The sequence below is a fragment of the Nevskiales bacterium genome (genome assembly GCA_035574475.1).
GTDB lineage: Bacteria > Pseudomonadota > Gammaproteobacteria > Nevskiales > DATLYR01 > DATLYR01.
In genome coordinates this window covers 1-11,448 of the sequence record DATLYR010000192.1, presented here as the reverse complement: position 1 = coordinate 11,448, position 11,448 = coordinate 1, and the positions used below count along the sequence as shown (strand labels likewise).

At 69.2% G+C, this 11,448-nt stretch carries 13 protein-coding genes; 5 read left to right on the top strand and 8 right to left on the bottom strand.

Going from position 1 to position 11,448, the window contains the following annotated elements:
• The first annotated feature begins 240 nt into the window (after window positions 1-240).
• The 5 genes from VNJ47_11585 (at window position 241) to VNJ47_11565 (ending at window position 4,091) form a co-directional block, all read left to right on the top strand.
• Window positions 241-1,692, top strand: coding sequence for a deoxyribodipyrimidine photo-lyase (locus VNJ47_11585; GenBank protein HXG29473.1), 1,452 nt, complete (start codon window positions 241-243; stop codon window positions 1,690-1,692).
• Window positions 1,693-1,744: 52 nt separating this feature from the next.
• The gene (locus VNJ47_11580; GenBank protein ID HXG29472.1) at window positions 1,745-2,392 is read left to right on the top strand and encodes a helix-turn-helix domain-containing protein; all 648 of its coding nucleotides are present in this window, start codon (window positions 1,745-1,747) and stop codon (window positions 2,390-2,392) included.
• Window positions 2,393-2,490: 98 nt separating this feature from the next.
• Complete coding sequence (locus VNJ47_11575) at window positions 2,491-3,666, top strand: alkane 1-monooxygenase (GenBank protein HXG29471.1); 1,176 nt, start codon at window positions 2,491-2,493, stop codon at window positions 3,664-3,666.
• A 48-nt stretch (window positions 3,667-3,714) separates the two neighbouring features.
• Window positions 3,715-3,930, top strand: a complete 216-nt coding sequence (locus tag VNJ47_11570; GenBank protein ID HXG29470.1) for a rubredoxin — start codon at window positions 3,715-3,717, stop codon at window positions 3,928-3,930.
• Window positions 3,927-4,091, top strand: a complete 165-nt coding sequence (locus tag VNJ47_11565) for a rubredoxin (protein HXG29469.1) — start codon at window positions 3,927-3,929, stop codon at window positions 4,089-4,091. The genes VNJ47_11570 and VNJ47_11565 overlap by 4 nt, the downstream gene beginning before the upstream one ends.
• Before the next feature lie 123 nt (window positions 4,092-4,214).
• Here VNJ47_11565 and VNJ47_11560 read toward each other — a convergent pair whose 3' ends face one another.
• From VNJ47_11560 to VNJ47_11525, 8 genes are all read right to left on the bottom strand, one after another.
• Window positions 4,215-4,721 (bottom strand): low molecular weight protein-tyrosine-phosphatase, encoded by a 507-nt coding sequence (locus VNJ47_11560; GenBank protein ID HXG29468.1) that lies wholly within the window; start codon window positions 4,719-4,721, stop codon window positions 4,215-4,217.
• 3 nt (window positions 4,722-4,724) lie between these two features.
• Window positions 4,725-5,486, bottom strand: coding sequence for a 3-deoxy-manno-octulosonate cytidylyltransferase (gene kdsB, locus VNJ47_11555; GenBank protein ID HXG29467.1), 762 nt, complete (start codon window positions 5,484-5,486; stop codon window positions 4,725-4,727).
• The gene (locus tag VNJ47_11550; protein HXG29466.1) at window positions 5,483-5,659 is read right to left on the bottom strand and encodes a Trm112 family protein; all 177 of its coding nucleotides are present in this window, start codon (window positions 5,657-5,659) and stop codon (window positions 5,483-5,485) included. The genes kdsB and VNJ47_11550 overlap by 4 nt, the downstream gene beginning before the upstream one ends.
• A 6-nt stretch (window positions 5,660-5,665) precedes the next feature.
• Window positions 5,666-6,652 (bottom strand): tetraacyldisaccharide 4'-kinase, encoded by a 987-nt coding sequence (gene lpxK / locus VNJ47_11545; GenBank protein HXG29465.1) that lies wholly within the window; start codon window positions 6,650-6,652, stop codon window positions 5,666-5,668.
• A gap of 28 nt (window positions 6,653-6,680) precedes the next feature.
• Window positions 6,681-8,447 (bottom strand): lipid A export permease/ATP-binding protein MsbA, encoded by a 1,767-nt coding sequence (msbA, locus tag VNJ47_11540; protein ID HXG29464.1) that lies wholly within the window; start codon window positions 8,445-8,447, stop codon window positions 6,681-6,683.
• Window positions 8,448-8,457: 10 nt separating this feature from the next.
• Complete coding sequence (locus VNJ47_11535) at window positions 8,458-8,871, bottom strand: biopolymer transporter ExbD (protein HXG29463.1); 414 nt, start codon at window positions 8,869-8,871, stop codon at window positions 8,458-8,460.
• The gene (locus tag VNJ47_11530; protein HXG29462.1) at window positions 8,868-9,491 is read right to left on the bottom strand and encodes a MotA/TolQ/ExbB proton channel family protein; all 624 of its coding nucleotides are present in this window, start codon (window positions 9,489-9,491) and stop codon (window positions 8,868-8,870) included. The genes VNJ47_11535 and VNJ47_11530 overlap by 4 nt, the downstream gene beginning before the upstream one ends.
• A gap of 49 nt (window positions 9,492-9,540) precedes the next feature.
• Window positions 9,541-11,448: DNA internalization-related competence protein ComEC/Rec2 (locus VNJ47_11525; GenBank protein ID HXG29461.1), on the bottom strand; the 1,908-nt coding region annotated here is incomplete at its 5' end.

Genomic DNA, 11,448 nt, shown 5'->3' with positions numbered 1-11,448 from the left:
CGCGGTAGGTCGGCAGGCCGGAGTCGGCCGAGATGCCGGCGCCGGTGATGACCAGCACCCGCCGCGCGCGTCGCAGCTGCTGCGCGGCCTGTGCCAGGCCGGCGCAGTACTCGGCATCGGCGGGCGGGCGCCGCAGCGCCTCGAATGCCGCCCGCAGTCGGGATCTCATGCTGGGTTTTCCTGTCCGGATCGGGGATTATAAACCGCCCGTTCAAGTCCGACGGCCCGGAGTCCCACGCCTTGAGCACCGCACTGGTCTGGTTCCGCCGCGATCTGCGCCTGGCCGACAACCCTGCCCTGGCCGCGGCCCTGGCGCGGCATGAGCAGGTCATCCCGGTGTTTGTGCACGCACCGGCCGAGGAAGCCCCGTGGCCGCCGGGCGCGGCCCAGCGCGTTTGGCTGCACCACAGCCTGGCGGCCCTGGACGGTACGCTGCGGGCCTCGGGTTCGCGGCTGCTGCTCAGGCACGGGCCCAGCCTGGCCGCCCTGCGCCGCCTGGTCGCGGAGGCCGAGGCCAGCGCGGTGTATTGGAACCGGCTCTACGAGCCGGCCGTCACCGCTCGTGACCGTGCCATCAAGCAAGCCCTGCGCGCGGACGGACTGGAAGCCGAGAGTTTCAATGCGGCCTTGCTGGCCGAGCCCTGGACGCTGCAGACGCGCCAGGCGGCCCCGTACCGGGTTTACACGCCCTTCGCCCGTGCCCTGCGCCAGCTCGCGATCGAAACCCCGCAGCCTGCGCCCCGCCGTCTGCCGGCAGTGCCCGGGACACTGCTCAGCGAGCCGCTCGATTCGCTTGAGCTGCTGCCGCGCCAGCCCTGGGACCGTGCGCTGATCGCGCACTGGCAGCCCGGCGAGAACGGGGCGGGCCAGACATTACGGCGCTTCCTCGAGCAGGGGCTGGCCGGCTATCGCGAGGGCCGCAACCTGCCCGGCGAGCCTTTCGTCTCGCGCCTTTCGCCGCACCTGCATTTCGGCGAGATCGGCCCGCGCCAGCTCTGGCACGCGGTGCAGTCACGGGCCGCCGGCGCGCCAGCGACGGGCCTGGCGGCCGGCGCCGAAACCTTCCTCGATGAGCTGATCTGGCGCGAGTTCGCGCACCATCTGCTGTATCACTTCCCGCATACCCCGGAACAGCCGCTCGATGCGCGCTTCGCGCGCTTCCCGTGGGCGGACAACGAGGGCGCGCTCGCGGCCTGGCAACGCGGCCGCACCGGCATCCCGATCGTGGATGCCGGCATGCGCGAGCTGTGGCAGACCGGCTGGATGCACAACCGCGTGCGCATGATCGTGGCCTCGTTCCTGACCAAGAACCTGCTGCTGCCCTGGCAGCACGGCGCGCGCTGGTTCTGGGACACGCTGCTGGACGCGGACCTGGCCAACAACACGCTCGGCTGGCAGTGGACCGCGGGCTGCGGCGCGGACGCCGCGCCTTACTTCCGCATCTTCAATCCCGTGCTGCAAGGCGCGCGCTTCGATGCGCAGGGCCGCTACGTGCGCCGCTGGGTGCCCGAGTTGTGCAGGCTGCCCGATCGCTGGCTCCACCAGCCCTGGGTCGCGCCGGCCGTCGAGCTGGCCGCCGCCGGTGTGAAGCTCGGGGTGGATTATCCGCTGCCGCTCGCCGACCTGGCCAAGACGCGCGCGCGGGCGCTGGCCGCCTATGCCACGCTGCGCGAACTGGCCCCGGGCCGCTGAGACGGACCGTATAATCCGCAACGGCAAACCCCATCACGATCCCGCACCGTCCATGCCGCGCAAGCCCGCCCGGGACCAGGCCGACACCCTGCAGAACATCCGCGATGGCGCCTTCGCGCTGTTCGGGCGCTACGGCTACGACGGCGTCTCCATCGAGGACATCGCCCGCGCCGCCGGCCTGAGCAAGGGCGCGCTGTACTGGCACTTCAAGGGCAAGGACCAGCTCTTCCTGGACTGCCTCAGGCGCCTGCACGAAATCTTCGAGCAGCATGTGTTCGGCCGCATGCAGGACGAGCCGGATGCGCTCCTGCGCATCCTGGCCTTTTTCCAGGGCATGGAGCAGCTGTTGCGCGACCCGCGCATCCAGGCCGGCGTGGCCGGCTACTGGCTGGGGATCGGCAACGCCGCCCTGCCGGCCATCAACCAGACCCAGCAGGCCTTCGAGCAGCGCACGGGCCGCATCGTGCGCGAGGCGCTGCAGCTTGCCATGAGCCAGGGCTCGCTCGACCTGCGCGGCGACCTCGACGACATGTCGCGCGCCATCGTCGCCATCATGGAAGCCATCATCCTGCCCTTGCGCCAGCAGGATCCCGACGAGGTGCATCGGCTGGTCGGTGTGCTTGCCCGCGCCCTGCTGCGCGCCTATGCGCGCGACGAGCGGCTCGTCAGCCTTGCCGACAAGGTATTGATTCAAGAGTAGTTATTCCGTGTGTTGACAAATCCGGCGGATTCGAATTATCGTTAACTAAACGTTTGGTTAATTCATGGATTCGATCCTGACCCGGAGGATGTGCTGACATGACCACGCAAACCCTGCAGGCGCCGCTGCCCGGCACCGACTGGAAAGACGCCAAGCGCCACCTGTGGCTGCTGGGCGCCGTGCTGCCGCTACTGCCACTCGTCGGCTGGCAACTGGCGCAAATCACCGGCTACGGCGTCTTCTGGTGGTTCGCGCCGATCTTCTTCTACACCGTCATCCCCCTGCTCGACTGGCTGGTCGGCGAGGACCCCAGCAACCCGCCGGAGAGCGCCGTTGCGCGGCTGGAGGCTGATCGCTACTACCGCTGGCTGGTGTATGCCTATATCCCGGTGCAGTACGCCATGCTGGTCTGGGGTGCCTGGGCCTTCACCAGCCTGGACCTGCGCTGGTGGGAATTGCTGGGCCTGGCCATCTCCATCGGCGGCATCGGCGGGGTCGGCATCAACACCGCGCACGAACTGGGCCACAAGAAGGAATCGCTGGAGCGCTGGCTCGCCAAGATCACGCTGGCCCAAGTCGCCTATGGCCATTTCTTCGTCGAACACAACAAGGGTCATCATAAAAACGTCGCCACGCCCGAGGATCCGGCCAGCTCGCGGCTGGGCGAAAACTTCTACGCCTTCCTTCCGCGCACCGTGATCGGCAGCCTCAAATCCGCCTGGCGCATCGAGAAAGCGCGCCTGGCGCGCGCCGGCAAGAGTCCCTGGAGCTGGGAGAACGAGAACCTGCAGGCCTGGGGCATGACCGTCGTACTCTGGGGCGCGCTGCTGGCCGTGTTCGGCCCCGCCCTGCTGCCCTTCCTGATCATCCAGGCGGTCTATGGCTTTTCGCTGCTGGAGGTCGTCAACTACGTCGAGCACTACGGCCTGCTGCGGCAGAAGGAAGCCGCTGGCCGCTACGAGCGCTGCCAGCCGCGCCATTCCTGGAACAGCAACCACATCGTGACCAATCTGCTGCTGTACCAGTTGCAGCGTCACTCCGACCACCACGCCAATCCGACCCGGGCCTACCAGGCGCTGCGCCACTTCGACGAAAGCCCGCAGCTGCCGACCGGCTATGCCGGCATGGTGCTGCTGGCCTACTTCCCGCCGCTGTGGCGGCGGGTGATGGACAAGCGCGTGCTGGCGCATTACCGGGGCGATCTTTCCAGGGCCAATATCCAGCCCTCGCGCCGCACGGAGCTCCTGGCCCGTTACGGCCAGACCACCGCGTAGCCGCAGGATTCGGGTAAAATCACCGGGCGCCGCGAATCGCGGCGCCCTTTGTTTTGTGATTCCGCCAGTGACGGAGGCAAGACAACGGCGCGTTTCCAGTGCACGGACTGCGGTTACATCTACGACGAGGCGCAGGGGGATCCGCACGAAGGCTTCCCGCCGGGGACCCGCTGGGCGCAGATACCGGACGACTGGTCCTGCCCGGACTGCGCCGTGCGCGACAAGATCGATTTCAAAGCTTTGGACGACCAGGAATCAGCATGAAGAAGTGGCAATGCGAGGTCTGCGGCTTCATCTACGACGAAGCCGTGGGCATCCCGGAAGACGGGATTCAGCCCGGTACCAAGTGGGAGGACGTGCCCGAAGACTGGACCTGCCCGGACTGCGGCGCGCCGAAGTCCGACTTCAGGATGGTCGAAATCTAGCCGGCGGTTGATCTGCTGCCTCGATCCTGGCTTCGGACCCGGCAGCGCTTTTTGAGAACGGCCTGACCCGGCTCGGCCGCTTGGCCCTGTGGTCGAGTGGCGTTTTTTCAACAGCCTGCGAGATCAATCATGTCCCAGCGCCTGCTGCCGCAGGATGTCCTGCAACAGGCCCCGGCAGCCGGCCTCGACCATGTCGAGCACCATCTCGAAACCGTGCCGGCCCCCGTAGTACGGGTCCGGCACTTCACGCGGGTAATGCGGCGGCGCGTACGCCATCAGCAGTGACAGACGCGCACTGGTACCCTTCGGTTGCAGTCGTGACAAGTGCGACAGGTTCTCGTTGTCCATCGCCAGCACGTAGTCGAAGCGCCGGAAGTCCTCGCGCTGTACCACTCGCGCGCGCAACCCGCTGAGGTCGATGCCGCGCCGTTGAGCCGCCTGCAGGGCGCGCGGGTCGGGCGGGCTGCCGACATGATAAGCGTGCGTGCCGGCGGAATCCGTCCGGATGCGGTCCAGCAGCCCGGCTTCCCGCAGCAGCTCGCGGAACACGCCTTCCGCGGTGGGTGATCTGCAGATATTGCCCATGCAGACGAACAGCACGCTGCACAGCGGCGCCGGATTTCCGGGCATGGCTCAGCGCACGGCCAGCAGGCCTTCGACCCGCCGCAGGTCGTCCTCGGTATCCACGCCCGGCCCCGGCTTCTCGGCGGCGATGCCGACATGGATGCGCAGGCCATGATGCAGCGCGCGCAGCTGCTCCAGGGCCTCGCGGCGCTCGATCGGCGCCGGTGGCAGCGCGCTGAAGCGCCGCAGCGTGCCGGCGCGATAGGCGTACAGGCCGATGTGGCGCCAGGCCAGCGCCTGCGGCAGTGCCGGCGCGCCCGCGGCGAAGCCGTCGCGGTCCCAGGGAATCGGCGCACGGCTGAAGTACAGCGCGAAGCCGGCGGCATCGCGCACCACCTTGACCACGTTCGGGTCGCGCCATTCCTCGAGGCTGTCGAAGCGGCCGGCCAGCGTGGCGATGTCGGCGCCCGCCTCCTGCACGCCGCGCGCGGCCTGCGCCAGCAGCGCCGGCGGCATCAGCGGCTCGTCGCCCTGCAGGTTCACGACGATCACGTCGTCATTCCAGCCCAGCCGGCGCGCGGCCTCGTTGACGCGATCGGTGCCGGACGGGTGTGCGGGATCGGTCAGGCAGACCTCGCCGCCGAAGGCGCGCACCGCGGCGGCCACCTGTTCGTCATCGGTGGCCACCACCACCTGCTGCGCGCCGCTGGCCTGCGCCACGCGATACACGTGTTCGAGCATCGGGCGGCCCTGCAGCAGGCGCAGCACCTTGCGCGGCAGACGCGTGGACGCCAGCCGCGCGGGAATGACGACCCGGAAGCCGGGCTTCATTCTTCGTCGTCCCGCAGGCGCCGCGCTTCTTCTTCCAGCAACACCGGGATACCGTCGCGCACCGGATAGGCCAAGCGCGAGGCCTTGCACACCAGTTCGTTCCGCTCCGGGCGCCATTCCAGCGGCGCCTTCGAGACCGGGCAGACCAGAATATCGAGCAGCTTCTTGTCCATGGTTCGTCAGTCCCTGCGGCCATGCGACGCCAGGCGCCGCAGCAATTCATCCAGTGCCGGGCCGGCGTTCATGTCCACCTGCGCCTGCACCGCCAAGTACCAGTGTCGCTCACCCGCGAAGGCGTGGCATTTCACGGCATCCTTCTCCGTCATGACGACTTCGATATTATCCGGGAAAACAATGTCTTCAGCGCGGAACCTGTGGTGGTCCGGAAAGGCATGCGGCAGCACCGTCAGGCCGGCCGCGCGCAGGCATTCGAAAAAGCGCTCCGGATGGCCGATGCCGGCCACGGCATGCACGGTGCGGCCGGCGAAGGCCGCCAGCGGCCGCGATTCGGCGCCATCCAGCCGCCGCAGGGCCTGTGGCGCAAGGTCCATGCGCCAGCCGCCACCCGGCGCCCCGTGGCTGACCACCAGGCTCACCTCGCCCAGGCGCGACGCCGGCTCGCGCAGCGGCCCGGCCGGCAACAGCAGGCCGTTGCCGAGGCCACGGCGGCCGTCGAGCACTGCGATCTCGAGGTCGCGCGCGAGCGCGTAATGCTGCAGGCCGTCGTCGGCAACGATGATGTCGACGGCTTGCGCCGCCAGCAGCCGTTGCGCCGCCGCCACGCGGTCGGGCGCCACCGCCAGTGGGCAGCCCAGGCGCCGCGCCAGCAGCACCGGCTCGTCGCCGACCTCCCCGGGATCGCTCTCGGGCGTGACCTCGCACGGCCAGCTCGCCGAGCGGCCGCCGTAGCCACGACTGACGATGCCGGGCCGCCAGCCGCGCGCGCGCAGCCGTTCCACCAGCCAGATCACCAGCGGGGTCTTGCCGGTGCCGCCCACCGTGATGTTGCCGACCACGATCACCGGCACCGGCAGGCGCATGCTGCGCAGCCAGCCGCGCCGGTACAAAAACCGGCGCAGCGCGACCAGCGCGCCGTACAGCAGGCTCAGCGGCCACAGCAGCCAGCGCGCGGGATGCCGCCGGTACCAGAGTGCCTCGAGCGTCATTTTCAGGGCCTGTTGGCGCCGGCAGGCTTTAGTCCGGATCGCGGAATTGCATGGCGTGCAGCGCGGCATACTGGCCGCCCTTCTCCAGCAGCTCGGAATGGCCCCCCTGCTCCACCACCCGTCCCTGGTCCATGACCACGATCAGGTCGGCATTCTGGATGGTGGACAGGCGGTGCGCGATCACCAAGGTGGTGCAGCGTTTCATCAGGTACTCCAGCGCCTGCTGGATCTTGCACTCGGACTCGGTGTCGAGGGCGGAGGTGGCCTCGTCGAGGATCAGCACCGGCGCGTTCTTGAGCAGCGCACGCGCGATCGCCAGGCGCTGGCGCTGGCCGCCCGACAACAGCACGCCGTTCTGGCCCACCAGGGTGTTGAGCTTGTCCGGGAACAACTCGATGAATTCCCAGGCATAGGCGTTCTTCGCGGCCTCGATGATCTGCTCTTCCGGCGCGCCCGCCATGTCGCCGTAGGCGATGTTGCGGGCGATCGTGTCGTTGAACAGGGTCACGTTCTGCGGCACGAAGGCGATCTGGCGGCGCAGGTCCTGCAGACGCAGCTCGCGGATGTCGTGACCGTCGAGCCGGATGCAGCCCGCGGTGGGGTCGTAGAAGCGCGGCAGCAGGCTCAGCAGCGTGCTCTTGCCCGCACCCGAACGTCCCACGAAGGCCACCGTGCGACCGGGCTCGACCTGCAGGTTGATATCCTGCAGGATCGTACGCTCACTGCCCGGGTAGCGGAACGACACCTTTTCGAAGCTCACCGCGCCGCGCGCCCGCACCAGCTCGACGCTGCCGCCCTGGGGCTCGGTCGGCGTGTCCAGGAGCGCGAAGATGCTGGCCGCCGCCGCGATGCCGGTCTGCAGGGTGGCGTTGACGGTGGTCAGGGCGCGGATCGGCGACATCAGCCCCATCATCGCGCCGGCGAAGGACACGAAGGTGCCCGGCGTCATCAGACTCATCGACTTGTCGCGCGTGATGATGTAGATCACCACCGCCACCGCGATGGCGATCACGAATTGCACGATCGGCGTCAGGTAGGACTTGGCACGGCCCATGCGGATGTTGAGCCGCGTGTTCTTGTCGTTCACCTCGGCGAAATGGGCCTGCTCGTACTGCTCGGCGCCGAAGATCTTGACCACGCGGTGGCCGGTGATGACCTCACTGCCGACGTGGTTCACGTCGCTCATCGAGTTCTGGATGCGGGTGCTGATCTTGCGGAAACGCCGGCTCACCACCCGCACGATCAGCGCCACCACCGGCGCCACCACCAGGACGATGAGCGACAGCTCCCAGCTCAAATAGAACATCAGGCATAGCAGCGCCACGGCCGTGAGGCCCTCGCGCACGATCGTGGTGACCGCCGAGGTTGCGGACTGGGCCACCTGCTCGACGTGGTAGATGAGCTTGGTCAGCAGTTCGGCCGACGAGCTGCGATCGTAGAACTCGATCGGCAGCCGCAGGTAATGGTTGAACAGGTCGCCGCGCAGGTCATGGATGACGTAGCGGCCGATCGCATTCATCCAGTAACCGGACAGGTAGGAGAACACGCCGCGGGCCATGATGGCGAGCAGGAATGCGAACGGAATCCAGCGGATCACCGCCGGATCGCGCTCGACGAAGCTGCCGTCCAGCAGTGGCTTCATCAGCCATACCAGTGCGGTTTCGGTGCCTGCCAGCAGCACCATGGCCAGGACCGCCAGCGCGAAGGTCCGCCAGTACTTGAGTGTATAGCCCAGCAGACGCCGGTAGACCGCGCCGGGGTTGTCGATCGGTGTGGGCGGCAGCCGCAGCTTCATGGCGCGCGCCTCAACGTGCCGGGACGGTGGCGATGGACAGGTGCGCGTATCCGCTCCGCGCGGCCACGTCCATCACCGTGACCACCGCCTGGTGCGAGGCACGTGCATCGGCACGGATCACCAGGGGGCGCTCCGGCGCGTCGCCGCCGACCTGCCGCAGGCCGCGTTCGAGCGTCAGCGCCGAACGATCACGCAGCGGGCGGCCGTCGATGTAGTAGCGGCCGTCGGCGTCCACCGCGACCTCGATCGCCTCGGATGCTTGCGCCACCGGCGCCGGCTGGGCCTGCGGCAGCGACAGCTTCAGGTGACTGCTGCGCACGAAGGTGGTGGTCACCATGAAGAAGATGAGCAGCATGAATACCACATCCACCAGCGAGATCAGGTTGATCTCGGGCTCCTCGGGGGGGCGCGGTGCGAACCTCATGCGCCGTTCCGTCCGATGCGCCGCAGGCGCAGGGCATCCACCAGCGCGATCGCCTCCTGTTCCATCTGTACCACCAATGTGTCCACGCGTCCGCGCAGGTAGCGGTACAGGATCAGCGCGGGGATGGCGACCGACAGGCCGAAGGCCGTGGTCAGCAGCGCCACCGAGATCCCGCCTGCCAGCGCGTGCGCGTCGCCGACGCCGGCCGCACTGATGGCGCCGAAGGTCTCGATCATGCCGAGCACGGTGCCGTACAGGCCCAGCAGCGGAGTGATGGCGGCAATGGTGCCGAGCATGTTGAGATAACGGCTGAGGTCATGTACGACGTGCCGGCCGGCTTCCTCGATGCTCTCGCGTACCACGGCCCAGTCGTGCTCACGGTTCACCAGGCCCGCGGCCAGTACGCGGCCCAGCGGGCTGCCGGCGCGCAGCGCCTCGAGATCGAGCGTCGCGGCGCGGCCCTGGGCCACGTGCGCACGCACCTGCTCGGCCAGGCCCGGCGGGAGCACGTGGCGCGGCTGCAAGGCCCACAGGCGCTCGGCGACGATGCCCAGCGCAACAATCGAGCAGCCGAGGATGGGCCACATCACCCAGCCACCGGCCTGAAACAACTCCCACATGCGCGTCCCTCACACCAGTGAGCGTGCATCATAGAGAGCTTCGACCCGGCTAGCCAGCCCGCCACACGCGACGCGACTGCTCGCGCCAGCGCGTGAAGCGCTCGATGCCGTGCTCGGGATGCATCCGGAACTGCAGTGTCCCGCCGGCGCCGGTGCTCTCCACCTGCGCGCCTGCAGCGCGATAGCGTGCGACGACCTCCGGCTTGGGAAAGCCCCAGCGGTTCGCCCAGCCGGCCGCCACCAGCGCCAGCCGCGGCGCGACGGCGGCGACGAACCCGGGTGTGGACGAGCTGCGGCTGCCGTGGTGCGGCACCACCAGCACGGTGGCGCGCAGCTCCCTCTGCGCGAAGCGGCGCAGCAGGTGCTGCTCGGCCTCGCGCTGGATGTCGCCGGTGAGCAGCAGCGCATGCGCACCCGCGCGGACACGCAGTACGCAGGAACCGTCGTTGTCCGTCCAAGTACCGCCGTCCGGGTGCAGGAACTCGAACTGCACCCCGTCCCATTCCCAGCGCTCGCCGGCGCGACAAGGGATGCCGCGCTCCGTGCCGATCTCCGCGCCGATCTCCACAGCCTCGCGCACTGCGGCAACGCCACCGCGATGGTCGAGATCCCCGTGGCTCAGTACCAGCCGGTCCAGACGGCGGATACCCTGCTGGCGCAGGAAAGGCAGCACCACCGTCTCGCCGCTGTCGAGCCCACCGGGAAACGCCGGCCCGGCGTCGTACAGCAGGGCATGCTGCTGGGTGCGCACCACCGCGGCCAGCCCCTGGCCCACATCCAGCAGCGCGAAATCGAAGTGCCCCGGCGGCGGCAGCGACGGGCGCGTGACGAACAGGGGCAGGCACAGCACCAGTCCCAGCGCGCGCGCCGGAAAGCCGCGCGGCGCCAGCATCAGCAGTATCCCCGCCAGCGCCAGCAGCATCACGGGCAACGCGGGCGGCAGCCACGTCTGGTACGCGCCCGGCCACCCGGCCAGCCCCAGCAACAGCCGCCACAGCCCATCCAGCGCCATCGCGCCGGCGCCGAGCATGCCCTCGCCCAGGGTGCTGCCCAGCGCCAGCACCGCGGCCAGCAGCCAGGGAATCAGCAGGGAGAAGAGCGGGATCATGATGGCGTTTGCCAGCGGCGACACCAGCGAGAATTCGCCGAACCAGTACAGGCAGGGCGGCACCAGGGCCAGCGCCAACGCGGCCTGCGGCGTCAGCCAGGCCTGCCAGCGCGGCACCGGCCCCACGCGTCCCGTCAGCACGTACAGCAGGCAGGCCATCGCGCCGAAGGACAGCCAGAAGCCGGGGTACAGCACCGCTGCCGTATCCACGAGCAGCACCGCGACCAATGCCAGCGCCAGCAGCCGGCTCGGGGCGCTGTGGCGCGACGCCAGCACCGCGCCCATCACCACCAGCAGCATGACCAGCGCGCGCTGCGTGGGAATGGAAAATCCCGCCAGCACGGCATAGCCCAGCGCCGCTACGCAGGCGGCGAGCGCGCCGACGCGCTGCGCCGGCAGCCGCAGGCACAGCACCGGCCACAGGCTCCACAGCCAGCGCGCCAGAAAGAACACGAAGGCCGCGGCGAGGCTGACATGCAGGCCGGAGATCGACAGCAGGTGCGTGGTGCCGGTGCGGCGCAGGACGCGCCACTGGGCATCGTCGATGCCGCTGGCGTCGCCCACGGTCAGTCCCAGCACGAAGCCGCGCATCGGATGGCTGCCCAGGCGCGCGTTCACGCGCTCGACCAGCGCCTGCCGCAGTCGCAGCAGGCCGCGCGACGGCGGATCCAGTCCGTGTCGGTCGCCGGCGCCGCAGGGCTGGGCGGCGCGCACGTAGCCGGTCGCGCCGATCCCCTCGCGGAACAGCCAGGCCTCGTAATCGAAGCCGCCGGGACTGAGCAGGCCACGTGGCGGCTTGAGCCGCAGCTGCAGGCGCCAGCAGTCGCCGGCGCGTAGCGCCGCCTCGCT

Excerpts from the sequence above, each read along its gene's own strand:
- VNJ47_11580 (HXG29472.1), top strand. The coding sequence starts at position 1,745 with ATGCCGCGCAAGCCCGCCCGGGACCAGGCCGACACCCTGCAGAACATC.
- VNJ47_11575 (HXG29471.1), top strand. The coding sequence starts at position 2,491 with ATGACCACGCAAACCCTGCAGGCGCCGCTGCCCGGCACCGACTGGAAA.
- VNJ47_11565 (HXG29469.1), top strand. The coding sequence starts at position 3,927 with ATGAAGAAGTGGCAATGCGAGGTCTGCGGCTTCATCTACGACGAAGCC.
- VNJ47_11560 (HXG29468.1), bottom strand. The coding sequence starts at position 4,721 with ATGCCCGGAAATCCGGCGCCGCTGTGCAGCGTGCTGTTCGTCTGCATG.
- kdsB (HXG29467.1), bottom strand. The coding sequence starts at position 5,486 with ATGAAGCCCGGCTTCCGGGTCGTCATTCCCGCGCGGCTGGCGTCCACG.
- VNJ47_11550 (HXG29466.1), bottom strand. The coding sequence starts at position 5,659 with ATGGACAAGAAGCTGCTCGATATTCTGGTCTGCCCGGTCTCGAAGGCG.
- lpxK (HXG29465.1), bottom strand. The coding sequence starts at position 6,652 with ATGACGCTCGAGGCACTCTGGTACCGGCGGCATCCCGCGCGCTGGCTG.
- msbA (HXG29464.1), bottom strand. The coding sequence starts at position 8,447 with ATGAAGCTGCGGCTGCCGCCCACACCGATCGACAACCCCGGCGCGGTC.
- VNJ47_11535 (HXG29463.1), bottom strand. The coding sequence starts at position 8,871 with ATGAGGTTCGCACCGCGCCCCCCCGAGGAGCCCGAGATCAACCTGATC.
- VNJ47_11530 (HXG29462.1), bottom strand. The coding sequence starts at position 9,491 with ATGTGGGAGTTGTTTCAGGCCGGTGGCTGGGTGATGTGGCCCATCCTC.